We start from the raw sequence: 24,759 nt of genomic DNA, 5'->3' as shown, positions 1-24,759 counted from the left end.
TGAGGTGGCGGATGAGGTGGCGGATGAGGTGGCGGATGAGGTGGCGGATGAGGTGGCGGATGAGGGCGAGGATGAGGGCGAGGATGCGTACAAGGCCGCGATCAACCCCTCCAGGCGCCGCACCTCGGCCTCGATGGGCAAACGGGTATCGAGCGCATGCAGCGTCAGGCGGCCGCCTTCGAGCCGTGCCGCCAGGGTGCCCGGCATCAGGCTCACCAGCAGCGCCAGCAGCACCTGCTGACCCTCGGTGGGCAGGCGCAGCGCCAGCTCCAGCAGGCCCGGCTGCAGCGGCATGCGCGGGCTGCAGACGCGCCGCGTCACGTCCAGCGCGCCCAGCAGCGACTGCACGACGAACACCCCCAGCAGGCGCGGCAGGGCACGCCAGCGCAGCCGGGGGGTGGGGGGCGTGGCAGGGGCGGTGGTGCAGCGCTGCCGCGCCCACAAGGCCAGCGCCACGGCCAGCGCGCCCAGCACCCAGCCATCGGCCTGCGGCCAGCCCCCGGGCTGGCGCAACAGCAGCAGCCAGACCAGCCCCAAGGCCAGGGTGGGCAGGGCCAAGCTGCGCACACCTAGGCGCAAACGCTCAAGCAAAGCCAACGCGACACCTCGCTCGTGAATGCGGGCGCGCCCCAGTGGCACGCCTGCGCTTCATTGTAGAGGGGGCAGGTGGCGCGCAGACCTTAGTTTGCAGTCTGCAACCGGCTCGGGCGGTGCGTTTGACGCAACTGCTGTGCCGCCTGCACCATGCGCTGCAGGGCCGGCTTCACTTCTGACCACTGGCGCGTTTTGAGACCGCAATCGGGGTTGACCCAGAGCCGTTCGAGCGGCAGGCGCTGGGCGGCACTGCTCAACAGCGCCACCATGCGCCCAACTTCGGGCTGGTTGGGCGAGTGGATGTCGTAAACCCCGGGGCCAATTGCGTTGGGGTAGGCGTAGCGCTCGAAGGCTTCGAGCAAATCCAGCGCCGAACGGGCCGTCTCGATGGTGATGACGTCGGCATCGAGGCGCGCAATGTGTTCGATGATGTCGTTGAACTCGGCGTAGCACATGTGGGTGTGGATCTGCGTCTCGTCGCGCACCCCGTTGGCGGTCAAGCCAAAACAGGCCACCGCCCAATCGAGGTAGGCCGCCTGCTCGGCCCGTTTGAGGGGCAAGCCTTCGCGCAGCGCAGGTTCGTCGATCTGGATCACTGCGATGCCGGCCTGCTCTAGGTCGAGCACTTCGGCGCGCAGCGCCAGAGCGATCTGGCGGCAGCTCGTCTGACGCGGCTGGTCGTCGCGCACAAAGGACCAGTTGAGCACCGTCACCGGCCCGGTGAGCATGCCTTTCATGGGCTTGCGTGTAAGCGACTGGGCGTAGCGGCTCCAGTGCACCGTCATGGGCTGGCGGCGCTGCACGTCGCCATACAAAATGGGCGGCTTGACGCAGCGCGAGCCATACGATTGCACCCATCCGTTGGCGGTGAAGGCAAAACCTTCAAGCTGCTCACCAAAGTACTCCACCATGTCATTGCGCTCGGCTTCGCCGTGCACCAGCACATCGAGCCCTAGGGTTTCTTGCTCGCGCACGCACAAGGCAATCTCGTCGCGCATCGCCTGCTCATAAGTGGCGGCATCGATCAGGCCGCTTTTGAAGCGCTGTCTGGCCTGACGGATCGGCCCGGTTTGTGGAAAAGAGCCGATGGTGGTGGTGGGCCACAGAGGCAGTTGCAGCGCGGCTTGCTGCTTGCGTTCGCGCTCGGTGTAGGGGCTGCGGCGCTCAATGGGCAAGGCGCCGCTGGCGCGCAGGGCGGCTTGCACCTCGGGGCGGTGCACCAAAGGGGATTGGGCGCGCTGGTTCAGCCCTTGCTGGTGCGCCAGCAGTTCGGACGCCACGCTCTGGCGCCCGAGTCTGAGGGCGCGCGCCAACAGCTCCAGCTCGTGCAGCTTTTGGCGCGCAAAAGACAGCCAAGAGCGCAAGGATGGATCGAGCGCGGGCTCGGTCGCCAAGTCCAGCGGCACGTGCAGCAGCGAGCACGAGGGCGCGATCCAAAGCCGCTCTTGCAGCCGCTGGGCAATGGGTTCGAGCCAATTGAGCGTGGCCTCGAGGTCGGTTTTCCAGATGTTGCGGCCGTCGATCACGCCCAAGGACAGCACCTTGGTCGAGGGCAGGATGTTGAGCAGCGCCGCCACGTCGTCGCGACCGCGCACGGCGTCCAGGTGCAGGCCCGCCACCGGCAAATTCGCCGCCAGGTAGCGGTTCTCGCCCAAACCCCCAAAGTAGCTGGTCAGCAGGATTTGCACAGAGGTGTTTTTGAGCTGGTGGTAGGCCAGGTTGAAGGCGTGTTGCCAATCCGGGTCGAGGTCTTGCACCAAAATCGGTTCGTCGATTTGCACCCAAGTGGCTCCCCACGCATGCAGGCGCTTGAGCAACTCGGCGTACACCTCAAGCAAGGCCGGCAACAGGTGCAGGCGGTCACCCCCGCCGCGCATCTTGCCCAGCCACAGATAAGTGACCGGGCCGATCAGCACCGGCTTGGCGCGCACCCCTTGGGCCAAGGCTTCGCCCCATTGCTGGCGCAGGCGGCGGTCGTCGAGCTCGAAGCGGGTCTGGGCGTCGAACTCGGGCACCAGGTAGTGGTAGTTGGTGTCGAACCACTTGGTCATTTCGGCGGCTGCAATGGCGCTGCCGCAGCAAGCCGAGCGGCCTTGGCCGCGCGCCAGCCGGAAGTAGCGCTCCAGTTCGTCGCCCTCAAAACCCTGCGCCCGCTCGGGCAGGTGCCCCAGGGTAAAACTCATGTCCAGCATGTGGTCGTAGAGCGAAAAGTCGCCCACTGGAACCCAATCGAGCCCGTTTTGCAAGGTCCAGTGGCGCTGGCGCAGGGTGCGGGCGCAATCGAGCAGCGTGGCCGAGTCGGATTCGGCACGCCAGTAGGCCTCAAGGGCGAATTTCAGTTCCCGGCGCAAACCCATGCGCGGAAATCCCAAGTTGTGGGTGGTAACCATCTCACTCCAATGCGGTTGCGATTCAGACAGACACAGGAACGCCCCCAATGGGCGCTGTGGCCGGCATCTGGCCGCGCTGCGTGCGTTGCCAAAGGCCTGCCAAACCGATGATGCCTGCGCTTATCAATGAAGTAAAATGGTCTTTGTTCAGATTTCAATGATTGAAAATCATGCTAGAGCGGTCTCATTTGGCAATTTTGCGCGAGGTTGAGCGCACCGGCTCCCTTACCGCAGCGGCGCAGCGCCTGCACCTGACGCAGTCGGCCCTGAGCCACAGCATGCGCAAGCTCGAAGACCGCTTTGGCACGCCCGTCTGGCGGCGCGAGGGCCGTCGCCTCATTCCCACCCAGGCCGGGCAGTACCTGCTCAATCTGGCGCAACGCCTGTTGCCGCAGCTCGAGCACGCCGAGCAGCGCCTGCGCCAGTTTGCGCGGGGCGAGCGCGGCAGCTTGCGCATCGGCATGGAGTGTCACCCCTGCTATTTGTGGCTGTTGCAGCACGTGGCCCCGTACCTAGCACGTTGGCCCGATGTGGACTTGGATGTGAAACAAAAGTTTGAGTTCGGCGGTATTGGGGCCTTGTTTGCCCACGACATCGACGTGCTCGTCACACCCGATCCGCACCACAAACCGGGCCTGCATTTTGAGCCGGTGTACGCCTACGAGCAGGTGCTGGTGCTGGCGCAGGAACACCCATTGGCCGCGCAGGAGCAGGTGCAGCCCGAGCACTTGGGGGGCGAGGTGCTGCTAACCTACCCCGTGCCGCCCGAGCGGCTCGATGTGTTCAATCAGTTTTTGACTCCAGCCGGGGTGGCGCCGCGCTTACACAAAACGGTAGAAAACACCGAGGTGCTGTTGCAACTGGTGGCCAGTGGGCGCGGCGTGACGGCGCTGCCGCTTTGGGTGGTGCAGGCGCACCGCAACCGCCTGCCTATCGTGGCCGTGCGGCTGGGTGCCCGTGGCATACACAAGCACATCCACCTAGGGCTGCGCAGCGCAGACCAAGCCGTGCCCTACATCAGCGATCTGCTGGAGCTGGTGCGCTTGGGCGCCGCGCCGCCGTCTGGTGCGCGGTCCGTGCCCCTCTTCTAGGCCGGCGGCGCAGCACATTCAGCGCACACTCAGCGCGCCGCCAGCAGCTCGCTCACGTCGAGCAGCACCAGTTCGTTGTCGTCGGCGCGGTTGGGGTGGCGGCTGCTGGAGAAGGGCAGGTTGTTGTCGTTGCCCACCACGATGTGGCGCGCATCGACCACATCGACGTTTTCGATGGTGAAGAAGGGAAAGGTCAGCACGCCGTCGTTGAGCGGCACCCGCGCGCGCCGGTTCGGGTCTTGGATGCGCATCAGGTCAATGAAGCCGATCTTGCGCACCGCGTCGTTGACGTTGGCCTCGCTCAGCTCGATTTTGTAAACGCGCTTGAAGCGGGCGATGTCGTGGAAGCAGTCGGTGCGGCGCTGGCCCGCCGGGCAGGCGCGGTCGGCGGTGCCTTCGCCGTTGTCGCGCTCGATCACGAGGGCGGTGGTGCTGTCGATGAAGTTGAAGTCGCCAATGGCGTGGTTTTCGCCTTCGAGCGTGTAGCGCCACTGGCGGCCAGTCCAGCGCTCGGTTTGCACATCGAACTCGAGCACGCGCAAAAAGGCGCGGCCATCGCGTTGTTCGAAGGCGCGGGTGCTGGCGTCCCAGAGCGGGCCTTCGAGCATGGCAAACAGGCGGCTGCCATCGGGCGAAGCGGCCAGGCCCTCAAAACCACGCGAGCGGCGCACTTGGAAGGCCACTTCGCCGCCCGGAATGGCGGGCGTGCGCACCGAGGGGTGGTCGGGCGAGACCACGGTGCGGCCATCCACCTGGGTTTCGAACACGCCACGCACGCGGCCTTGCAGGTCCACCTTGATTAGGTAGGGGCCGAACTCGTCACCGATCCAGAAATGCCCGCCCGCGATCTGCACACCTTCGGGGTCAAAGTCGGAGCCGGTCAGGAAGCGCTGCGGCGTGCCTTCGTGGATGATGCGAAAGGGCACGCGCCGATCGGGGTCGTGCAGGAACACGGTTTCGAGCCGTTCCCAGCGGTTGGTCTGGAAGTTGATGCGGTAGCGGCTCAGGTGCAGCATGAAGTCGGGCGAGTTGGCGCGGTTGCCGGCTCCGTTGTCGGTCAGCAGCCAAAAGCTGCCGTCGGCGTTGTGCAAAATGCCCGAATGCCCCTGCATGGGCTGGCCGCGAAAGGGCACTTGAATGCCGGTTGGGCGGCCACCCGAGCGGCCCTCGATGCTGGCGATGGCGTCGGCGCGCTGCGCGGTGGTGAACTTGCCGCTCACCTGCAGGTCGGCGGGCGCGCCGGCCGGGGCCGCAACCAGGGTGAGCGCGGGCAAAATGGCATGGCCTGCTAGGCGGGCCGGAAATTCGGTCTGGGCCATGGCCGGGGCACAGAGCAGCCCCAGCGACAGGGCGGCAGCAACGCAGAACGAGGGTTTCATGGGCGGATGGATGCGTGGTGGGTGGATGGGATGGTGGTCCACTGCCCACTGTGCCAGCCGCTTGTGAAAGCCGGGCGACTGGCTGATGAAGCTTTCGTGAAAGTGGGCTGGGCTGTCCGTTGTGCATGGGGCCGGGCAAGCGCGGCTCTTTGGCACTAGAACCATTGCAGTGGCAGAATAGGGCCGCGGGGGGTGGGCGGCTGTTGCAAGCGCCCCATGGATCAACAGCCCCGGTTTACCAAGTAGGAACCCTCATGCGTCTTTTGCTGGCAATATTTTTGCCTTGGTTGCAGTTTTTCACCATCGGACGGCCGTTTGCCGGTTTGTTTTGCCTGTTTTTGCAAATCACCATCATCGGCTGGATTCCGGCGGCGATCTGGTCGGTGTACGCGCTGAGCCAGTACAAGACCGACCAGAAAATCAGGCGCGCCTTGGGAACGCAGCGCAACGACTGAGGCTGACCGCTGAGCCGGGCAGGCGGCTTCAGCCCGCAGGCAGCAGGCTACCTAGGTCGAAGCCGGGGTCGGCGGCTTGTTCCGGGGTGGGTGAAACGCCGGCGTCGAGCAGCTTGCGCGCCTGCAGGTGCTCGCGGGTGGCGTTGACGCTGTCCACTGCCAGCAAGCGTGCGCCTTGGAAGTGGTACAGGCTGAAGGCGGCGGCATCTAGGGTGCCGCGCAGCGCCCACTGGTCGGCGCCGGCGCTCAGGCCCGCCATTTGCAGTTTTTTGTCGTACTGCTCGCTCCAGAACCAGGGCGTGGCGGTGAAGGGGCGCTCTTGCCCGAGGATGGCGGCGGCCACGCTCTTGGCCTGTTCGGTGGCGTTGTGCACCGATTCCAGCCGCAACAGGGTGCCGTCGGGCAGGCGGCGCGCGGTGCAGTCGCCGGCGGCGTAGATCTGTGCGTCGCTGCTGCGCCCGCAGGCATCGACCACGATGCCGCGCTCGCACGCCAGCCCGGCGGCTTGGGCCAGCGCGTCCTTGGCTTGCACCCCAATGCCGACCAGCACCGCAGCGCCGGGGCAAAAGCTGCCGTCGGCCAGGCGGGCACCGCACACCTGCCCGTCGGGGCCGGTTTCGAGCGCAGCCAGTTGCGCGCCTAGCCGCACTTGCACCCCATGGCGGCGGTGCAGATCGGAAAACCAGTCCGACAAGGCCGGGGCCAGCACGCGGCCCAGCAGCCGCGGCGCGGCTTCGAGCACGGTGACTTCGAGCCCGAGCTTGCGTGCGCTGGCCGCCACTTCGAGCCCGATGAAGCCGCCGCCGATCACCAGCAGGGGCTGCTGGCGACGCTGGCAGTCGGCCAAGTGGGCCGCCAAGGCGCTGGCGTCGTCAAGCCCGCGCAGGGTGAGCACGCCGGCGGCTTGGGCGCCTGGCAGCGCCAGCGTGCGCGGGCTGGCCCCGGTGGCCAGCACCAGCGCGGCGTAGGGCAGGGCGCTGCCGTCGGCCAAGTGCAGGCGGCGCTGCGCCCGGTCGATGGCTTGCACGCGCACGCCCAGGCGCAGCTCGATGCCCTTGCGCGCCAGCGCTTCGGGGGCGCGCATCAGCAACTGGGCTGCTTGCAGCTCGCCACACAGCCAGGCTTTGGACAGGGGCGGGCGGTGGTAGGGCGCGTGCGGCTCTTCGCCCAACAGGGTGATGGGGCCGCTGTAGCCGCCGCTGCGCAGCGCCTCGGCGGTCTGCACGCCGGCCTGCCCGGCACCGACGATCAAAACGCCGGCCTCGGGTTGCGGGCCTGGGCTGGGGCTGGGTTCGAGCAGGCGGGGTGGGATCATGGTGCGTCCTGTGGGGCTGGTCGCTTATTCTTGCGTGGCCGGCAGATGCAGGATCAGGCCGTCGAGCCGCGCCGTGGACTTGAGCTGGCAGGCCAGGCGGCTGTTGGGGCGGCGCTCGGCGGCCACGTGTTCGAGCATGTCGAGCTCGGTCTGGCTGGGCGCGGCCAGTTCGGGCAGGCGGCTTTCATCGACGTAGCAGTGGCAGGTGGCGCAGGCGCAGGAGCCACCGCATTCGCCCAGTATGCCTTCGATGCCGTTGGCGATGGCGCCTTGCATCAGGTTCCAGCCCTCGGGCAGATCGACCGTGGTGGCGTGGCCGTGGGCTTCGATGTAGGTGATTTGTGCCATGCAGGTGCATCCAAATAAATAACGGGGCGGTTTCAGCCAACGGCCAGTTCGAGCACCAGCGGGCTGCGAAAGGTGGACGAGGGCATCCAAGGCAGTTGATCGGCCACCCGATGGTACTCGGGCACCACGCGGTGGAATTCTTCGAAGGCGATTTTGAGCGCCAGCCGCGCAATCGCGGTGCCTAGGCAGGCGTGCACGCCGCCGCCAAAGCCGAGGTGGCCACGCGGTTTGCGCGCCAGGTCGTAGCGGTCGGGCTGGGGGAACTGACGTGGGTCGCGGTTGCCGCTGCCGTAGGCCAGGCAGACGAAATCGCCTTGGCGCATGGTTTGGCCGTGCAGCGTCACGTCGCACATCAGGCGGCGGCGAAAGCGCTGCGCCGAGGTGTTGTAGCGCAGGCTTTCTTCGATCGCGTCGGGCAGCAGCGCGGGGTCGGCCACCACGGCGCGGCGTGCCTCTTGGAAGCTGGCCAGGTTGTAGGCCAGCATCATCATGAAGCCGCCCAGCGATTCGACCCCGGCCATGATCAGGGTGGTGGTGGTGAGCAGCACCTCGCGCTCGTCGAGGCGGTCGCCGTCGATCTCGGCCATGGCAAAGTGGCTAATCAGGTCGTTGCGCGGCTCGGCGCGGCGCAGCGCGATCACTTGCGCGGCGTAGTTTTGCATCCACTGGTAGGCGGCGATGTGCTCGGGGCCTTTGGCGCGGGTGCGGGCGTCGCTTTGCACCATCAGCACCGCGTGGTCGCGCACCTCGTGCTCGGCCACCAGCGCTTCATCGCCCATCGGCAGGCCGAGCGCAGTCATCAGCACCTTGACCGTGAACTGCGACGACACGTCTTTGAAATCAAACTGATCTACGCCCTGCAGTTGGCCAAACACCTGCTGCGCCACCGCGCGGATCGGCTCTTCGAGCGCCAGCAGGTTGCGCTTCATGAAAGCGTGCTGCACCAGCGCGCGCAGGCGGTCGTGCCGGGGTGGATCCGAGCTGCCCAGGGTGGCACCGGCGCGGCCGGGCAGTTCGGTCATCAGGTTGCCGCTGGCGCTGGAGTAGGTCTGCCAGTCGTTGAGCGCGCTGACGATGTCGGCGTAGCGCGACAGCACCCACATCTGCGCCTGCTCGCTCCAAAAGCAGGGAAATTCCTCGCGCAGGCGGTGGTAGTAGGGGAAGGGGTCGGCATCGACGGCCGGTGCGTAGGGGTCGAACTGGAAGGGGGTCATGGCGGGTCTCCTGTTTTGTGGGGCGCTCGGGGCGCTCTGTGTGGGCTGCGGCTGTGCGGCCAGCGGGCCCAAGGTGGAACTGTAGGGCCGGGCGGGCTTTTGGAGCGTGCAAAAAATGCGCCGATTGCTGGTACTTTTGGATCAAAATGCAGCCATGAGCAATCGCCCTTTTCCGTCTTGGCCGCAAGGCTCGCTAAACGCGCGGGGTGCACCAGGCACCGCATTGGGGCCGGGCACTGCGGGCGTTGCGGGCGCTCCTGGCGCTGTCGGCCACAGGGCCGTGCCTTCCAGCCCACCGTGGGGTGGCGGCAGCCACATCCCCAGCTTTGCGCTTTACGGCGAGGCCGCGGTGCCGGGGCACGAGCTGCTGCACATCGAGGAAGTGCAGTCGCGCAGCCGCCTGTATCACTGGGAGATTCAGCCGCACACGCACCAGGGCCTGTACCAGGTGCTGTGGTTGTGGCGCGGCCAAGCCGAGGTGCTGCTCGACGAGCACCGCGCCGAGGTGCAGGCCCCGGCGGCGATCGTGCTGCCGCCCACGGTGGTGCACGGCTTTCGTTTTGCGCCCGAGACCGATGGCCGCGTGCTCACGCTGAGCGCACGCGGGCTGCTTGAGGGCGAGACGGGCGCGCTAGGGGCAGCCTTTCAAGAGCTGTTCACGGCCCCGCGCCTGTTGCACTTTTTGCCCGACGACGACGCGGCGCAGCGGCTCGACACCTTGTTCCGGGAGCTCGCGCACGAGTTTCAAAGGCCGGCCGGGGCTGGCGCCGCGCCGGTGTTGGGCTGGCTGGCGCGGGCGCTGGTCTGGCGGCTGGCGCAGGCCAGTGCGCTGCAGCGCCAGGCCGCCGCCGTGGGTGAGCGGGCGCACCGGCACCAGGCCCTCTACACCCGCTTTTTGTGGCTGGTGGAGCAGCACTTTTTGGAGCACTGGCCCTTGCAGCGCTACGGCGAGCGCCTGGGCCTTTCCTTGCAGCGCCTGAACCGCCTCACGCGCAGCGCCAGCGGCTGCAGCGCGCTGGAACTGGTGCACGAGCGCCTGACGCGCGAAGCCTGCCGCCGCCTGATCTACATTGCGGCGCCGGCGGCCAGTCTGGCGCTCGAACTCGGATTCGAAGACCCGGCCTATTTTTCGCGCTTCTTCAAGCGCCGCACCGGCCTGAGCCCACAGCAGTACCGGCTGGCGCAGCAGCAGGCGGGCCAGCCCCCAACGGCGGGCTGAGCACGGCTGGCAACAGCGCCTCGATTTGCTCGCGCAGCCAGCGCTGCGCCGGGTCGTGCTGGTGCCGCAGGTGCCAGACCATATACATGGGCAAGGGCGGGCAGGGCAGGGGCGGGGCGGCGCTGGCTAGGCCGCGCAGCAGGTGACGCTGCAGCAAACCGGGCGCCGTGGCCAGCAAGCGGCTGCCGGGCAGGAACGAAGCCAAGCCAGCAAAACCCGGCACCAGCACCCGAAAGCGCCGCTGCACGCCGCGCCCGAGCAGCCACTGGTCGAGGTCGAGCGGCCGGTTTGGCTCATAGACCACGGTGGCGTGCTCGGCAGCCAGATAGTCGTCTAGGTCGCGCGGGGCGGCGCGCTGGGCGGGGTCGTAAAAGACCCGGTAGGCGTCTTCGAACAGGCGCTTTTGCACAATGTCGGTGCCATCGGGCGGGCGCGGGCTGAGCACCAGCTGGCACTGCTGCTGGCGCAGCAGCTCCAGGCTCGGGATGCCCGAGGGGATGACGCGCAGCTGCACCTTGGGCGCCAGTTGTTGCAGGCGCTGCAACAGCGGCGGCAGCAGCAGGTCGCGCTGCAAATCGTTGGCCGCCAGGGTGAGGCTGGCCTCCCACTGGGCCGGCTCGAAGCGCTCGCGCTGGGCAAAGCGCTCCATTTCTTGCAGCAAGGCCTGCGCCGGTGCCAGCAAGGCTTCGGTGCGCGCCGTGGCCACGATGCCGCGCCCGGACTTGACAAACAGCGGGTCGCCCACGATGGCGCGCAGCCGATCGAGCTGGTGGCTCACCGCCGACTGCGTCACCCCAAGGCGCTGGGCGGCGGCCGTGACCGAGCCGCTTTGAGTCACCGCCACCAACACGCGCAGCAGGCGCGCATCCAACGCCGACCAATCTAAATCATTCATGGGTTGCATGATGACTGATTGCTTGATCGAAGTCAATTCATGCGCCACACTGGCGCCACTGTACGCATTCCAAGCGCGCTACCCGCCCCCATCAGGAGACCCGATCATGAGCAGCCCTCTAGCAGGCACCCACGACATCCCCGGCACCACCCCGTTTGACGGCAGCATGGCCAAAAAAGGCTATGCGCTCAACAAAATGTGTTTTTCTTTCAACGACAAGGCCAATCGCGAGGCCTTCGTGGCCGACCCCGAAGGCTACATGGCCCAGTACGGCCTGAACCCGCAGCAGGCCGAGGCGGTGCGCTCCAAGCAGGTGCTGGCGCTGCTGCAAGCCGGTGGCAACGCCTACTACCTGGCCAAGTTTGCCGGCATTTTCGGCCTCAATATGCAAGACATCGGGGCCCAGCAAACCGGCGTCAGCAAGCCCGAGTTCATGGCCAAACTGGCAGCGGCCAACCAACAGCCCGACTGGCCAGCGGCTGCGCGCTAACCCCCCACCCGCGCCTGCAACCCACCCATCCTCAGCATCGTCCCAAGGAAACCCCCATCATGGCAACCCTACTCGGTGGCTTGGCCACCTCGCACATTCCGGCCATCGGCCACGCGCTGGCCAAAGGCTGGCAGCAAGAGCCCTACTGGAAGCCCTTTTTCGACGGCTTTCCCCCCATCCACCGCTGGCTCGAACAGGTGCGCCCCGAGGTGGTGGTGGTGTTCTACAACGACCACGGGCTCAACTTCTTCCTCGACAAAATGCCCACCTTTGCCGTTGGGGCCGCGGCCGAGTACCGCAACGCCGACGAAGGCTGGGGCATCCCCACGCTGCCGCCGCTGGCGGGCTGCCCGGAGCTTTCGTGGCAGATCATCCGGCACCTGGTGGCAAGCGAGTTTGATATCGTGACTTGCCAAGAGATGCTGGTCGATCACGCCTGTTCGCTGCCCTTGAAGCTGTTTTGGCCCACGCACGAGGTGGCCCCGGTGCAGATCGTGCCGATCGACATCAACACCGTTCAGTTTCCGCTGCCCACGGCGCGGCGGGTTTACAAGCTCGGCCAAGCAGTGGGCGAAGCAATCGCCGCTTGGCAGAGCGACAAGCGGGTGCTGGTCATGGCCACCGGGGGCTTAAGCCACCAGCTCGAAGGCGAGCGCGCCGGCTTCATCAACAAGGCCTTTGACCAGCAGTTCCTAGAGAGCATGGTCTCCAACCCCGAGTGGGCGACCCAGTTCAGCGATCTGGAGCTGGTCGAGCGCGCCGGCACCCAGGGCGTGGAGCTGCTGATGTGGCTGGCCATGCGCGCCGCCCTGACACGCGGCGGGGCCGGGGTGCGCAAGGTGCACAGCAACTACCACATCCCGATCTCGAATACCGCCACCGGCGTGCTGGCGCTGGAGTGTCTGGCCTGATCAAGCGGGCTCGGGGTTGCCGCTGACTGATGCGGCCTCGCGTGGGGCCACCAGCGGGCACTGGATGGTGAAGCGCGCCCCATGGCCCGGGTTGCTCTGGAGCGCGATGCGCCCCCCCAGCACCCCGGTCACGAGGTTGTGCACGATGTGCAGGCCCAGCCCGCTGCCCCCTTGACCCAAGCGGGTGGTGAAGAAGGGTTCGAACACGCGGTCTTGCAGGTGCTGTGCAATGCCCTTGCCGTCGTCGCTCACGCTGAGCCAAAACTGCCCGTCTTCGATGGCGGCCTCAATGCGCACGCTGCCGCTGGGTCGGCCCTGCAGCCCATGCACCAAGGCGTTCTGGATCAGGTTGGCCAGCACCTGCCCAAGCGGACCAGGGTAGCTGTCGAGCCAGATACCGCTTGGTACCTGCACCTCGACCGCAAACGGGCTGCGCTTGAGCACCGGTTGCAGCGTGAGCAAGATTTCATGCACCACCTCGGCCAGGTCGAAGCGGCGCCGTTGCGAGCTGGTCTGGTCCACCGCCACCTGCTTGAAGCTGCTGATGAGCTCGCCGGCCCGCTCTAGGTTGCGGATGGCGATTTCATCGGCCGTGCCCACTTGCGCCACAAAGGCATCGAGGTCGCTGCGCCGCAGCCCTTGCTGCAAACGCTGGTGGAACTGGCGCAGGCTCTCGCTTAGGGTGCTGGCGGCCATCATGGCGTTGCCGATCGGGGTGTTGAGCTCGTGCGCCACCCCGGCCACCAAGCTGCCCAAGGCGGCCAGTTTGTCGGCTTGCAGCAGGCGGTCTTGGGTCGAGCGCAGCTCGCTCAGGGTGCGCTGCAATTCGTTGTTGGCTTGTTCAAGGCTCTGGGTGCGCAACTGCACCCGGTCTTCGAGCTCGCTGTTGAGGTTGCGCAGCTCGGTTTCGAGCCGTTTGATCTCGCTGATGTCAATGTCCATGCAGACGAACTGCAGCTCGCCCTCTTGTGGCCCGGGTATCGCAAACGTGGTGGAATAAATCCAGCGCAAGTTGCCATCGGCTCCACGCAGCGCGCCTTCGAAGGGGCCAAAGGGGGCGCCGGTTTCGGCGATGCGCGCCAAGATGGCTTCAAAGTCGGCCTGTTGCTGGGCATCGTAGTACAGCTCGCCAGGCCGCTTGCCCAGCGCCTGCTGGCGGCTGTAGCCCAGCATGCGCTCCGAGGCTGGGTTCCAATCGATCACGCGGCTATTGCGGTCGTAAATCTGCACCGCCACCGTGGGTCCGAGGTCAATGATGGCGCGCATCTGCTGCTCGCGGCGCCGGATTTCCAGCGCCATGCGGCTTAGGCTGCGCTCTAGGTGCTGCACCTCGGTGATGCGGCTGTGGGGCGGTGCAGCGTCGTAGTCGCCGCGCGCCACAGCGTCGGAATAGGCCACGCTGCGGCGCAGGTGGCGCCCGATGCGCGTGGCCACGAGCAGGTTGAGCAGCAAGCCAAAGCCAATTGCAAACAACACCGTCAGCCCGGTGACGACGATGGCCGCCCGTTCGCCGGTGCGAGCCAGCAGCAGCGGCTGGCCCGTGAAAGCCACCCATCCTAGGCGGTCGATGCGCAGGGCATAGCCCTCGAAGGTTTCGCCCAAGTGATCGATGCGACCGTGCGCCTGCGTCCCGCCGAGGGCGTGGGCGATCGGCGCTAGGTTGGCGATGTTGCGCCGGTGCAGCGGGTCGAGCGGGTCGGGTGAGCCGAGCAACTCGCCCGTGCCATCGGTGAGCAACACCAGCAGATCGCCGTGCGCGCCCCAGTCGGCGGTGGCGGCCACCAATTCTTGCACCGAGACTTCGGCGATCATGAAACCATTGGGCAACGGCAGTGCCAGTGCCACCACCGGCAGCCCCATCAGAGGTGAGAGGTACTGGTCGCTCCAAACCGGATGTTGACCTTGGGCCGCCAAGCGCAAAACCGGCAGATTGCTCAGGTCGGCCCCCACCCGGGCCATGACAGCGGGTTCGTCAAGGCTGAAGGGAAGCACGAAATCGATCACCAAACCGTCTGGACCGACCCAGTAAATGGCCTGAAACGTGATGGCCTGATCGGCCAGTTGCTGCGCAAACCGGCGCACTTGGGGGTGGACCAATCCGCCCTCGATCGGCCCGGCGGGGTGGGCACCTCTCAACATGGCCGTGAGCAACTCGGTGACATCGAGCCGCCCCTGCACCTGCTGCGCCACCACGGCGGCCATGCGCTGCTGCTCGTGGCGCTGCTGTTCACGGGCCAGGGGCAGGCGCCACGCCACCATCATCACCACCACCAAGGCAATCGCCAACACCAGCACCAGCGCGAACTGGCCCACCAGCAGGCGGCGGATCGACAGCGTGCGCACCACTTTCATGCGCCAAGGGTGATGAAACGGCCATTGCGGATTTCGCTCATCACCATGGGGCGTTGGCTGTCGCCATAATCGTCAAAGGTGATGGCGTCTTGCAAGCCGGGGAAGGTGCGCACGCGCAGCAGCGTGGCTTTGAGGGTTTCGTCCGGCGCCTGCTGCGCCAATCCGTGCAGCAGAACTTGGGCGGCGTCGTAGGCCACGACTTCGGCAAACTCGGGGGAGCGCCGAAAGCGCTGCTCAAAACGTTGCAAAAACAGCAGGTAGCTTTCAGAGCGGTTGTTGCGATCGACAAATTGCGCGACCAACATGCCCTCCACGGCGCGTCCGCCACGCACGATGAGCTGCCTCGATGAGGCCCATTCGGCGGCAAAGAGCGCTGTGGCTGGCTGGAGCTGCCGCGCCAGTTGAGCCAGCAAGGCCGCGTCATTGGCGTTGGCGACCAACACCAGCACCTCGGGCTGCTGCTCAAGGGCTTGCTGCAGCACGGTTTGCGCTTGCAGTGGTGTTAGCGGTCCGCGGTACGGCACCGGTTCGGCCACCGTGGCCCCCAAGCTGCGTGCTTGGGTTGCAAAAAAATCGGCCCAACTGCGCGTGAAAACGGCGTTGGAGTCGTCGCGGATCAGTGCCAGCCGGCGCCAGCCGCGCCGCTGCACTGCGAAAGCAGCGCTTTGCGTGGCGTACTCACTCGTGCTGGCGCTGACGCGGAAAAACTGGTCATCTAGGCCGCTGAAATCGTCGCTGGTCGCGGCTGGCGACACCGTGAGCAATCCATGCTGCTGCGCCAAGGGGATCCAGGCTTGTGCAATGTTGCTGGTTACCGGCCCAACCACGGCAGCCACCTGCGCGCTGGCCATGCGCAGCGCCACCTCGGGCAGCTTGTTGGGGTTTTGTGCATCGTCAAATTCCAGCAGCTCAACCGCCCGCCCGGCCGCGCGTGCAAGCTCGACTGCCAGCAACACACCATCACGCATGGCCAGACCCAAATCGCTGACAGGCCCTGTGAGCCCTCCCAGCACGGCCAGCCGAACCGGAGTCTGCTGCGCACAAGCCGATAAGCCGGCTGCCGCAAGGGCACTCCCTATGGGCCAAGCGGCCGCGCGCAGCAGCAAGCGGCGGCGCGTCGGATTGGCGGTGCTCATGCTGGCTTTGTGGGTTGCATTAGGGGGGCACGCTGGTTTAGCCGTGTGCACGGGTGTTCCACTCGCGCAACCATGCTGGCAGATCATCAAAAGGCATGGGCTTGGCGATGTGAAAGCCTTGCCCCTCGTGGCAGCCGATGGCCTGCAGTTTGCGCCACACCGCCGCGTCTTCGATGCCTTCGGCCAGCACGCGCAGCCCGAGTTTGGCACCCAGCTGGGCGATCAGGGCCGCGATGCGCGCTTCTTGGCCCTGCTGCAACTGGCTCACAAACTCGCGGTCGATCTTGATGCGGTCCAGCGGCAGCCGCTCCAGATAGGCCAGCGAAGAATAGCCGGTGCCAAAATCGTCAATGGCCACCGAAAACCCCAGCCGGCGCAAGCGCTGCAGCAGGGGCTCGACCACGCCGTGCCCAAGCGCCGCCACCGATTCGGTGATTTCGAGCTCGACCCGGTTCGCCGCCAGGCCCGAATCGAGCAAAGCCTGTTCGATCTGACCCACAAAGGCGGGGTTCTTGAACTGCGCCACCGACACGTTGACTGCCATCAGCTTGGGGGCCAAGCCGGCTGCAATCAGGCGCTGCATATCGTGGCAGGCGGTTTTAAAGACCCACAACCCCAAGCTGTCGATCAGACCCGACTGTTCAGCCACCGGGATAAAACGGTCGGGCGGCACCATTTGGCCGTCTTCGCGGCGCCAGCGCAGCAGGGCTTCGAGGCCGATTACGGCGCCCGACTCGAGGTCGATTTGCGGCTGATAGACGAGGAACAACTGCTTGTCGTTGAAGGCGGCGGTGAGGCGCTCCAGCAGCTCGGCGTGGTGGCGCGAGCGCTGCGCCATGTCGGCGTCGAAGCAGACCAAGGCACCCCGGTGCTGCAGCTTGGCGTGCTTGAGCGCGATGGAGGCGTTTTTGAGCGCATCGGCGCCCGATGGGCTCAGGTCTGCCTCTTCACAACAACCCATGGAAAGCCGCACCTTGAAGGGCTGGCCAGCCACGCTCAGGGGCGCTTCGAGGGCTCGTTGAACCCGATCGGCTTGCAGCGCTTCGTTGGCTCCAAACAGGCCGAAGGCATTGCCCGAGACGCGCGCCACCGTGACGGCTGCCGGCAGGCAATCGAGCAGACGCTGCGCCACGGCCTGCAGCACCCGGTCGCCAAAAGGGTGCCCCATGAGCTCGTTGATGCCGTTGAAGTCGTCGATGTCGGCCAAAATGAGGCGGTGCAGTGCATGGCTGCCGTGCTCGGTGCGCTCGATGCGTTCGATCAAGCTGGCCCGGTTCGCAATACCCAGCAGCGGATCTTGGTAGGCCACCAGTTGCAGGCGCTGCACGAGGTCGAGGTTGCGCAGGCAGGCGCTGAGATTGACGCACAGCACGTCGAGCAGTTGGCGCGTGATTTCGTCGTGTGGAAGCGGGGTGGGCAGATAAATCGCCATGTCCAAACCGCGCTCGCTGCCCACGTAGAGCACGGTTTCGGTGGCCCCCCACTGGCTGCACTGGTTTTTCAGGGCCCGTCGCAGATGCGCCAAGGCTGGGTGGCCATTGAGCGCATCGAGCGGCTGGTTGATTAGGGCCACGAAAGGGCCGGCGGCGGCCAGCACCGTGTAGGGGCCGCCCGGGGCCGGGCCTTGGGCGCAAACCAAGCCGTGCGGCGACACGCCCAGCAAGGCCGCCACCTGCGTCAGCACGCCGTCGGCAAAGCGCTGCAAACCGCTCAATTGCATCAGCTCGGCCGAGCTGAGCACGATCTGCTGCAGGCCGCGCCGGCTGGCTTCAATGGTTCGCACCTGCTCGTAGGCGCGCACCGCCGCCATCAGGGTGGAGACGAGTTTGTGCTGCGTGAGTTCGGACTTGGAGCGGTAGTCGTTGATGTCGTAGCGCGCCAAGGTCTCGTGCTCGGGGGCGTAGCCGGGCTGGCCGGTGCGCAGCACGATGCGCGTGGCGCTCAGGCCGAGCTCGCGCCGGATGTAGTCCACCAGCAACAAGCCGGCGTCGGCGGTTTCCATCACCACGTCGAGCAAGACCACGGCGATGTCGGCGTTTTCGGCCAAGATCTGGCGCGCTTGGGCTGCGGATTCGGCCCGCAGCAGCTCGATCGGGCGCTCCAACGTCCAGGTGAGGTCGAGCGCAAAGGCGGTGCTGATGTGCACGTCGGGGTCGTCATCGACCACCAGCACGCGCCAAGGCTTGCTAGGCGGCGTGAGGTCTTGGGGCGTCACAGGGCGGTCATCGGCAAAGACGAAGATGTCGGCCGGGTCTTGCAAGGGTTTGCCGGTCATGTATGCAATCGTTGAAGCTGATGGTGCGGGTTTAGGGGCAGCATGTAGTGGCGCCGATGCGGAGGTGCTGGATGGTGCACTGCGTGCATGTGCCAACAACACGCGCAAAAAGCGATTTAGCGGCTCATAATAGCATTTTGCGTAGAGGGAGTCTGCTTGCCAGCCCGGTGCAAACGCTGACTTTGAGTTAATATGCGCCCCGCTTACGCACTGCTTACGCACTTTGCGTGCATTTGGGCAGCATTTGGGCTTTGATGCCCACACGGATGTTTAGAAACGAAAGTTGGGAAACGGTATGGAACATAGCTTGCAAGCGCCATCAAGATACGCTGGTCTGAGCGTAGGGGCAAAGTTGTGGCTGGGTGTGGTGTTGCTGATGTTTGGATTGCTCGGCTTGGTCCTTGTCACATCCACGCAGTCGCGCGCCATCACAGCTCAATCGGAGGCCGTGCTGGCGCAAAAGAGCGAAAAGCTGCAACTGGCCACGCTCTGGGCCGGGCTGGTGGAAACCAACGTGACGCGGGTGCAAGCCACTTTCATTTCGGCCAACCCCGAACTCGAAACCCTGTACCGGGAGCTCATACCCCAGACGGTGCGCCAGATTAACGAGGTGCAAACCCGGCTCGCCGAGCTCGCCACCAGCGCGCCCGAGCGCGAACTGATGCAGCGCATTGCGGCGCAGCGCCAGGCGGTGCTGGATTCGCTGGCACGGGCAAGGGCGCTGCGCGAGCAGGGCAACGCGGCAGGGGCGATGCAAGAAATCGCCCAACAGTTCAACCCCGGTATTGCACCCTACATGAGCAGCCTGCGCGAATTTGCGGCGCTGCAAGCCACCCAGTTGCAGCAGTCGCAGGCGGTGTTTGCCGAATACCGCAACGCCAATATCCTCAGGTCCAGCGCCATGCTGGGGGTGCTGATCCTGTTTATTTTGGGGGGTGCAGCGGTGCTGATTCGCAGCATACGGGCGCCGCTGAACGATGTCATGGTCTTTGCGCAGCAGATGGCCGATGGCAACATCGGTGCGCGTTTGTCGATCGAGCGCGGCGATGAGTTCGGCCAGATGAGCCGCACCCTGAACGCCATGCGCGATCAGATTGCCCAGGTGGTGGCCGACGTGCGCCACGGCACCGACGGCATCACGGCGGTGGCACAGGAAATTGCGGCGGGCAACCAGAACCTGAGTGAGCGCACCGAACAAAGCGCCAGCAACCTGGAGCAGACCGCCGCCAGCATGGAGAGCATGTCGGACGCCATCGGGCACTCGGCCGCTTCAGCGCGCACCGCCAGCGAGCTGGCCCGCACCGCCGGCCAGAGTGCACAACAGGGGCGCGAGGTGGTGGGCAGCGTGGTGCATACCATGAGCGAGATCCAGCAAGCGTCGAAAAAAATCAGCGAAATCATCTCCGTCATCGACGGCATCGCGTTTCAGACCAATATCTTGGCGCTCAACGCCGCAGTCGAGGCAGCGCGGGCGGGTGAAGCCGGGCGCGGTTTTGCGGTCGTGGCCTCCGAAGTGCGCTCGCTGGCTGGGCGCAGCGCCGAAGCGGCCAAAGAGATCAAGGTGTTGATCAACAACAGCGTCGATCGGGTCGGGGCGGGCGTGGGTCTGGTGAACCAAGCGGGTGAATCGATCCAGGCCATCGTCGAACAGGTCGAGCGCGTGCGCGATGTGGTGGCCGAAATATCGAGCGCCTCGGGCGAGCAGGCCGAAGGCGTGGCGCAGATCAACGCCGCAGTCAGCCAGCTCGATCAGATGACGCAGCAAAACGCGGCGCTGGTCGAGCAAAGCGCGGCGGCCGCCAGCGCCATGAGCGATCAGGCGCGCCAGCTCTCGGAGGTGGTGCGCCGCTTCCGGCTGGAGTGAAAACTTAGAGCGTATCCATGAAGCTGCGCAGCTTGTCGGAGCGGCTCGGGTGCTTGAGTTTGCGCACCGCCTTGTTTTCGATCTGGCGGATGCGCTCGCGCGTGACGTCGAACTGCTTGCCCACTTCTTCGAGGGTGTGGTCGGTGGACATTTCGATGCCGTAGCGCATGCGCAGCACCTTGGCTTCGCGCGGTGTCAGGGTGTCGAGGATGTCTTTGACCACTTCGCGCAAGCCCGCTTGCATGGCGGCGTCGATCGGGGCGGTGTTGGCGCTGTCTTCGATGAAGTCGCCCAGGTGCGAGTCGTCGTCGTCGCCGATCGGGGTTTCCATGGAGATCGGCTCTTTGGCGATCTTCATGATCTTGCGGATTTTGTCTTCCGGGATCTCCATCTTCTCGGCCAGCATCGAGGCGTCGGGCTCGAAGCCGTGCTCTTGCAGGTGCTGGCGGCTGAGGCGGTTCATCTTGTTGATGGTTTCGATCATGTGCACCGGAATCCGGATGGTGCGCGCCTGGTCGGCGATCGAGCGCGTGATGGCCTGCCGTATCCACCACGTGGCGTAGGTGGAAAACTTGTAGCCGCGCCGGTATTCAAACTTGTCCACCGCCTTCATGAGGCCGATGTTGCCCTCTTGGATGAGGTCGAGGAACTGCAGGCCGCGGTTGGTGTATTTTTTGGCGATGCTGATGACCAGCCGCAAGTTGGCCTCGATCATCTCTTTTTTGGCGTTGCGCGACATGCGCTCGCCGTCGTTCATGCGCTTGTGGATGGCCTTGAGCTGATCGAGCGGCACCACCACGCTGGATTGCAGGTCGATCAGTTGCTGCTGCAGTTCTTGGATGGGCGGAATGTGGCGGCCCATGGTAGCGCTCCACGGCTTGCCGGCGGCGGCCTGCTTTTGCACCCACTGGCGGTTGAGCAGGTTGGGCGGGAAGTCGGCCACGAACTTGTCTTGCGGCATGCGGCACTTGTCGACGATGATGCGGCGCAGCTCGCGCTCTTTTTTGCGCACCGACTCGACTTGCTGGCGCACCGTGTCGCACAGTTTTTCGATCGCCTTGGCGGTGAAGCGGATCGTCATCAGCTTGTCGGTCAGCTGCGCTTGCGCCTGCTGGTAGGCCAGGCTGGCGTAGCCGTGCTGGTCGTAGCTGAGGCGCAACTGATCGAACAGCTCGCGCAGGGCTTCAAAGCGCAGCAAGGCCTCGCGCTTGAGTTCTTCCATTTTGCGCGACACCGCCTTGGAGCCGCCTTTGCCGTCGTCGTCGCTGGCTTCGTCGTAGTCGTCGAAGTCTTCTTCGGCCACGTAGTCGTCGGCGGCGTCGGCGTCGGCAAAGCCATCGACGACGGTGGAGATGACCACCGAGCCGGCGCGAATTTCGTCGGCCATGGTCATGATTTCGTTGATGGTGGCGGGCGACTGCGAAATCGCGGCCATCATCTCGTTCAAGCCGCCTTCGATGCGCTTGGCGATCTCGATCTCGCCTTCGCGCGTGAGCAGCTCGACCGTGCCCATTTCGCGCATGTACATGCGCACCGGGTCGGTGGTGCGGCCAAACTCGCTGTCCACGGTCGAGAGCGCGGCTTCGGCCTCTTCTTCGGCTTCTTCTTCGGTAGCCGAGGTGGGGCCGGCGTTGGAGAGCAGCAGCGTTTCGGCGTCGGGCGTTTGTTCATAGACCGCCACGCCCATGTCGTTGAGCAAGGAAACCACCACCTCCAGCGTTTCGGCTTCGGCCAGTTTGTCGGGCAGGTGGTCGTTGATTTCGCCGTGCGTGAGGTAGCCGCGCGTTTTGCCGAGCTTGATCAGGGCCTTGAGGTGGTCGCGCCGGGCCTTGGCCTCTTCTTCGGTGAGCACGGTGTCGTCGAGCCCGAACTCCTTCATCAGGGCGCGCTCTTTGGCCTTGCTGATTTTCATGCGCAAGGGCTTGGCTTTTTCGGCCGGCTCGGTGGCATCGGCGGCGTCGGTGACGTGGTCGGCTTCACCGGCTTCGGTCTCGACGCTGAATTCTTCTTCGAGGTCGATCAGGTCGACTTCGTCTCTGTCCGAAGGCGCCGCCGGGATCGGATCCTGAGCAGACTTGGGGCTTGCCTTGGGCTTGCGGCTGCGCTTGCTTGCGGGCGCCACGGCCTCGGCGGCAAGCTCGGCGGGCGCTGCTGCGGCTACCAGCGGTGCAGGCGTTGCCGCCGCAGCCTTGTTGGCACGAGGTGCCGTCGCTGGCTTGCTGGCGCTGCTGCGGGCCGGCTTGTTACGGGCTGCGGGCGCCGCAGCGCCAATCGGCTCTAGGCTGGAAGCTGCTTCGCTGGCCACTGGGGCACTGGCGGGGGCTTGGGCAGTCGGTTTTTTTGAGCTCACGAACGGCGCTTTCTGCACGGGCCAAAACCCGAGCGATGGGTGGGGCGGCAGCGGCATAGAGCCAGCCGACGCGCACAGGAACGAATAGGGGCGAACAAGGGCAACACAAAAGGTACTCAAGCCCCGTCAGGGGGAGTGCGGCACAAGTTGGGCGGGCGAACATTTGGGGTGCAGTCCTTGCGAGGGCTGGATGACCAGTGGCCGGGGGCTTGGAGCCCTGTTGCCCATGCATGGGCGTTGGCCGGTTCGGAGGTGCTGCTGTCGCACTTGTGCTAACCGGTCATTGTAGCCCATCAGTCGATAGGCCGCTTGGTTTGCAAATTTGCCTGATTGGTTAAGGGCCGGCCCGATCTGGCCCAAGGCGGCGTCAGGTCTTGCTGTTTTGCAGGATTTTTCGCTGCGCCGTCACCTCTCGGTAGCGCTGCATTTGCCCGGCGTCGGCTGCGGCATGGGCGATCAATTCGTTTTCGAGCTGCATCAGCCGTTCGATGTGCAGCAGCCGCAGCAATTCGCGCAGTTCGCTGCGCACGCCGGAGGGGTCGGTGGGGTCAAGGGCTTCGCTGGGCGCATGCGCTGGGGCCGCCGCTTGTTCCAGAACCATGCCGCCGCTGTGCAATTCCAGCGCCAGCGCCTCAAAGGCTTGACCGCGCAGCGCTTCACGCAGCGCCGCCCACGGCTGCGGGCCGTGTTCAAGCCACTGACCCTCCAGCCAGGCAAACAGCGCCCCGTGTGGCGCCGCTTGCTGGGCCAGCAACTGGTGGTCGTCGGCGCTGAGCCAGTCCCAGGCCTGCGAGGCGGCCAGCACGATGCGCGCCACCCGGTCGGCGCGCCCGAGCAGACCGCGCGGCGTGCGCCGGGTTGGGCGCTGGGCACGCGGGGGCGCAAACCCGGGCCAAGGGGCGCTGGCACGTGCGCCCTCCGAGGTTGGCTGGAGGTCGTGCCGCCGTGCAGGGGGGGGCAAATCGAGCGCCGCTGAGGCCGTAGCCGTCGCAGTGGGCGGGTAGGGCGGGTTGGGCGGGTTGGATGGGCTGCTCCGAGGGTAGCCCGGATCGGCAGCGGTTCGCCCGGGTACACGGCGTGGCGCCTTGGATGCGTGCGGTGGCTTGGGTTGCCACAGCGCGAGCAGGTCGCGTCCGTCTAGGGCCACCCGATCGGCCAGCTCCAGCAACATCTGGTGTTTGAAGGCGCCCTCGGGCAGCGCGCTCCATAGGGGCTCGGCCTGGCTGGCTAGGCGCGCGCGGCCTTCGGGCGTGTCGAGCGCGCAACCCTCGGCCGCCACATCGAGCAAAAAGCGGCTCAAGGGCAGGGCTTGCGCCAGCGCTTGCTCGAATGCCGGCGCGCCGTGGGCTCGAATGAAGCTGTCGGGGTCGTGTTCGGGCGGCAAAAAAAGAAACTTGACGCTGCGCGTGTCGCCCACCCAAGGCAGGGCGGCCGGCAGGGCCTTGCGGGCGGCGCGCCGGCCCGCGCTGTCGCCATCGAAGGCAAACACCACCGTGTCGCTGAAGCGAAACAGCAGCCGCACCTGCTCCGGCGTGCAGGCGGTGCCCAGCGTGGCCACCGCATAGCCCAAGCCGTGCTGGGCCAGAGCCACCACGTCCATATAGCCTTCGGTGACCAGCACGCAGCCGGCGTGGCGGATGGCGCTGCGCGCCTCGAACAGGCCATAGAGCTCGCGCCCCTTGGAAAACAGGGGCGTCTCGGGCGAGTTCAGGTATTTGGGTTCGCCCGCTCCCAGCACCCGGCCGCCAAAGCCGATGCACTGGCCTTTGACGTTGCGGATCGGGAACATGATGCGGTCCCGGAAGCGGTCGTAGCGCTTGCCGCTGCGCCCCGAGCCGCTGCCCGATTCAGGCGCAGCGGCCGCATCGGCACCCGCTTCATGGGCCGCATGGGCCTCGATCACCAACCCGGCCTCGACCAGCAGCGGGTTTTGATAATCGGCCACTGCGGTGGACAAAAAGCGCCACTGCCCGGGGGCGTAGCCGATCCCATACTGTTTGGCAATTTGGCCACTCAAGCCGCGGCGCTTGAGGTAATCCACCGCTTGCGGCGCCCCCTTGAGCTGCTGCTGGTAGGCTTGCGCGGCCTGCTCCAGCAACTCCGAGAGGCTGCTGCGCTGGCGCCGCAGGGCCGACGCCTGCGCCCTTTGTTCCGGGGTTTCTTCATCTTGCGGCACGCTCAGCCCGGCTTGCTGCGCCAGGTCTTGCACCGCCTCAATGAAGCCGGCGCCGGTGTGCTCCATCAAAAAGCCGAGCGCGCTGCCGCTCTTGCCACAACCGAAACAGTGAAAAAATTGCTTCGTCGGGCTGACCGTGAAGGAGGGCGATTTTTCGTCGTGAAAAGGGCACAGACCAAGAAAGTTGGCGCCGCCCTTTTTGAGCGCCACATGGCGCCCCACGACTTCAACGATATCGACCCGGGCCAGCAGCTCTTGCAAAAAGGCTTGTGGAATGCTCACGGCGAGGGAGCCTCAAACAACGC

Annotated in this window: 18 protein-coding genes; 6 read left to right on the top strand and 12 right to left on the bottom strand. The window is 65.8% G+C overall.

From position 1 onward, the window contains the following. Together SRAH_RS12775 and metE are read right to left on the bottom strand one after the other, a co-directional pair. The coding region (locus tag SRAH_RS12775; RefSeq protein ID WP_171816024.1) for a Na+/H+ antiporter subunit E at positions 1 to 558 on the bottom strand (558 nt) is incomplete at its 3' end. Between the two features lie 122 nt (positions 559 to 680). Then, on the bottom strand, positions 681 to 2,984 hold the full coding sequence (gene metE, locus SRAH_RS03430) for a 5-methyltetrahydropteroyltriglutamate--homocysteine S-methyltransferase (RefSeq protein WP_045476030.1): 2,304 nt from the start codon (positions 2,982 to 2,984) through the stop codon (positions 681 to 683). Between the two features lie 170 nt (positions 2,985 to 3,154). Here metE and SRAH_RS03425 point away from each other — a divergent pair, with 170 nt between their 5' ends. Further along, positions 3,155 to 4,075: a LysR family transcriptional regulator gene (locus SRAH_RS03425; RefSeq protein ID WP_029461953.1), complete on the top strand. Its 921-nt coding sequence runs from the start codon at positions 3,155 to 3,157 to the stop codon at positions 4,073 to 4,075. Positions 4,076 to 4,104: 29 nt separating this feature from the next. On the opposite strand, the gene SRAH_RS03420 is transcribed toward SRAH_RS03425, so the two are convergent. After that, positions 4,105 to 5,454: an esterase-like activity of phytase family protein gene (locus tag SRAH_RS03420; protein WP_029461952.1), complete on the bottom strand. Its 1,350-nt coding sequence runs from the start codon at positions 5,452 to 5,454 to the stop codon at positions 4,105 to 4,107. Between the two features lie 254 nt (positions 5,455 to 5,708). Between SRAH_RS03420 and SRAH_RS03415 the strand changes: the two genes are divergently transcribed. Continuing rightward, positions 5,709 to 5,909, top strand: a complete 201-nt coding sequence (locus tag SRAH_RS03415) for a YqaE/Pmp3 family membrane protein (RefSeq protein ID WP_029461951.1) — start codon at positions 5,709 to 5,711, stop codon at positions 5,907 to 5,909. A gap of 28 nt (positions 5,910 to 5,937) precedes the next feature. Here SRAH_RS03415 and SRAH_RS03410 read toward each other — a convergent pair whose 3' ends face one another. Genes SRAH_RS03410 through SRAH_RS03400 form a run of 3 tightly spaced genes read right to left on the bottom strand, consistent with a single transcriptional unit; the run spans position 5,938 to position 8,786 of the window. Beyond that, entirely contained in the window at positions 5,938 to 7,224 is a 1,287-nt protein-coding gene (locus tag SRAH_RS03410) for an NAD(P)/FAD-dependent oxidoreductase (RefSeq protein ID WP_045476028.1), read from the bottom strand. 24 nt (positions 7,225 to 7,248) lie between these two features. Then, a complete protein-coding gene (locus SRAH_RS03405; RefSeq protein ID WP_029461949.1) occupies positions 7,249 to 7,572 on the bottom strand; it encodes a 2Fe-2S iron-sulfur cluster-binding protein in 324 nt (107 codons plus the stop codon). Between the two features lie 32 nt (positions 7,573 to 7,604). Beyond that, positions 7,605 to 8,786: a cytochrome P450 gene (locus tag SRAH_RS03400; protein ID WP_029461948.1), complete on the bottom strand. Its 1,182-nt coding sequence runs from the start codon at positions 8,784 to 8,786 to the stop codon at positions 7,605 to 7,607. Positions 8,787 to 9,066: 280 nt separating this feature from the next. On the opposite strand from SRAH_RS03400, the gene SRAH_RS03395 reads away from it, so the two are divergent. Beyond that, a complete protein-coding gene (locus SRAH_RS03395; protein ID WP_232840975.1) occupies positions 9,067 to 10,005 on the top strand; it encodes a helix-turn-helix domain-containing protein in 939 nt (312 codons plus the stop codon). Here the strand turns inward: SRAH_RS03395 and SRAH_RS03390 are convergent. Beyond that, on the bottom strand, positions 9,926 to 10,909 hold the full coding sequence (locus tag SRAH_RS03390; RefSeq protein ID WP_197537844.1) for a LysR family transcriptional regulator: 984 nt from the start codon (positions 10,907 to 10,909) through the stop codon (positions 9,926 to 9,928). The genes SRAH_RS03395 and SRAH_RS03390 overlap by 80 nt on opposite strands. A 97-nt stretch (positions 10,910 to 11,006) precedes the next feature. Here SRAH_RS03390 and SRAH_RS03385 point away from each other — a divergent pair, with 97 nt between their 5' ends. Together SRAH_RS03385 and SRAH_RS03380 are read left to right on the top strand one after the other, a co-directional pair. Next, the gene (locus SRAH_RS03385; RefSeq protein ID WP_029461945.1) at positions 11,007 to 11,390 is read left to right on the top strand and encodes a protocatechuate 4,5-dioxygenase subunit alpha; all 384 of its coding nucleotides are present in this window, start codon (positions 11,007 to 11,009) and stop codon (positions 11,388 to 11,390) included. A 59-nt stretch (positions 11,391 to 11,449) separates the two neighbouring features. Next, positions 11,450 to 12,301, top strand: coding sequence for a class III extradiol dioxygenase family protein (locus tag SRAH_RS03380; RefSeq protein WP_029461944.1), 852 nt, complete (start codon positions 11,450 to 11,452; stop codon positions 12,299 to 12,301). Here SRAH_RS03380 and SRAH_RS11925 read toward each other — a convergent pair whose 3' ends face one another. Genes SRAH_RS11925 through SRAH_RS03365 form a run of 3 tightly spaced genes read right to left on the bottom strand, consistent with a single transcriptional unit; the run spans position 12,302 to position 18,064 of the window. Continuing rightward, on the bottom strand, positions 12,302 to 14,653 hold the full coding sequence (locus SRAH_RS11925) for a PAS domain-containing sensor histidine kinase (protein WP_052369069.1): 2,352 nt from the start codon (positions 14,651 to 14,653) through the stop codon (positions 12,302 to 12,304). Beyond that, the gene (locus SRAH_RS03370; protein WP_076606974.1) at positions 14,650 to 15,789 is read right to left on the bottom strand and encodes an ABC transporter substrate-binding protein; all 1,140 of its coding nucleotides are present in this window, start codon (positions 15,787 to 15,789) and stop codon (positions 14,650 to 14,652) included. Before SRAH_RS03370 ends, SRAH_RS11925 begins: the two co-directional genes overlap by 4 nt. A 37-nt stretch (positions 15,790 to 15,826) precedes the next feature. Then, the gene (locus SRAH_RS03365; protein ID WP_052369068.1) at positions 15,827 to 18,064 is read right to left on the bottom strand and encodes a putative bifunctional diguanylate cyclase/phosphodiesterase; all 2,238 of its coding nucleotides are present in this window, start codon (positions 18,062 to 18,064) and stop codon (positions 15,827 to 15,829) included. A gap of 394 nt (positions 18,065 to 18,458) precedes the next feature. On the opposite strand from SRAH_RS03365, the gene SRAH_RS03360 reads away from it, so the two are divergent. Next, complete coding sequence (locus SRAH_RS03360; protein WP_171816023.1) at positions 18,459 to 19,928, top strand: methyl-accepting chemotaxis protein; 1,470 nt, start codon at positions 18,459 to 18,461, stop codon at positions 19,926 to 19,928. 4 nt (positions 19,929 to 19,932) lie between these two features. Here the strand turns inward: SRAH_RS03360 and rpoD are convergent, their stop codons facing one another. Next, the gene (gene rpoD, locus SRAH_RS03355) at positions 19,933 to 22,335 is read right to left on the bottom strand and encodes an RNA polymerase sigma factor RpoD (protein ID WP_045476026.1); all 2,403 of its coding nucleotides are present in this window, start codon (positions 22,333 to 22,335) and stop codon (positions 19,933 to 19,935) included. Positions 22,336 to 22,645: 310 nt separating this feature from the next. After that, on the bottom strand, positions 22,646 to 24,736 hold the full coding sequence (gene dnaG / locus SRAH_RS03350; protein ID WP_029461938.1) for a DNA primase: 2,091 nt from the start codon (positions 24,734 to 24,736) through the stop codon (positions 22,646 to 22,648). Positions 24,737 to 24,759: the final 23 nt, after the last annotated feature.

Source organism: Serpentinimonas barnesii, assembly GCF_000696225.1.
In the GTDB taxonomy this organism is placed as follows: domain Bacteria; phylum Pseudomonadota; class Gammaproteobacteria; order Burkholderiales; family Burkholderiaceae_C; genus Serpentinimonas; species Serpentinimonas barnesii.
This window is presented reverse-complemented; position numbering and strand designations above follow the sequence as displayed.

Bases quoted from the DNA above. Each gene is read 5' to 3' on its own strand.
- metE (WP_045476030.1), bottom strand. From the start codon at position 2,984: ATGGTTACCACCCACAACTTGGGATTTCCGCGCATGGGTTTGCGCCGG.
- SRAH_RS03425 (WP_029461953.1), top strand. From the start codon at position 3,155: ATGCTAGAGCGGTCTCATTTGGCAATTTTGCGCGAGGTTGAGCGCACC.
- SRAH_RS03420 (WP_029461952.1), bottom strand. From the start codon at position 5,454: ATGAAACCCTCGTTCTGCGTTGCTGCCGCCCTGTCGCTGGGGCTGCTC.
- SRAH_RS03415 (WP_029461951.1), top strand. From the start codon at position 5,709: ATGCGTCTTTTGCTGGCAATATTTTTGCCTTGGTTGCAGTTTTTCACC.
- SRAH_RS03410 (WP_045476028.1), bottom strand. From the start codon at position 7,224: ATGATCCCACCCCGCCTGCTCGAACCCAGCCCCAGCCCAGGCCCGCAA.
- SRAH_RS03405 (WP_029461949.1), bottom strand. From the start codon at position 7,572: ATGGCACAAATCACCTACATCGAAGCCCACGGCCACGCCACCACGGTC.
- SRAH_RS03400 (WP_029461948.1), bottom strand. From the start codon at position 8,786: ATGACCCCCTTCCAGTTCGACCCCTACGCACCGGCCGTCGATGCCGAC.
- SRAH_RS03390 (WP_197537844.1), bottom strand. From the start codon at position 10,909: ATGCAACCCATGAATGATTTAGATTGGTCGGCGTTGGATGCGCGCCTG.
- SRAH_RS03385 (WP_029461945.1), top strand. From the start codon at position 11,007: ATGAGCAGCCCTCTAGCAGGCACCCACGACATCCCCGGCACCACCCCG.
- SRAH_RS03380 (WP_029461944.1), top strand. From the start codon at position 11,450: ATGGCAACCCTACTCGGTGGCTTGGCCACCTCGCACATTCCGGCCATC.
- SRAH_RS11925 (WP_052369069.1), bottom strand. From the start codon at position 14,653: ATGAAAGTGGTGCGCACGCTGTCGATCCGCCGCCTGCTGGTGGGCCAG.
- SRAH_RS03370 (WP_076606974.1), bottom strand. From the start codon at position 15,789: ATGAGCACCGCCAATCCGACGCGCCGCCGCTTGCTGCTGCGCGCGGCC.
- SRAH_RS03365 (WP_052369068.1), bottom strand. From the start codon at position 18,064: ATGACCGGCAAACCCTTGCAAGACCCGGCCGACATCTTCGTCTTTGCC.
- rpoD (WP_045476026.1), bottom strand. From the start codon at position 22,335: ATGCCGCTGCCGCCCCACCCATCGCTCGGGTTTTGGCCCGTGCAGAAA.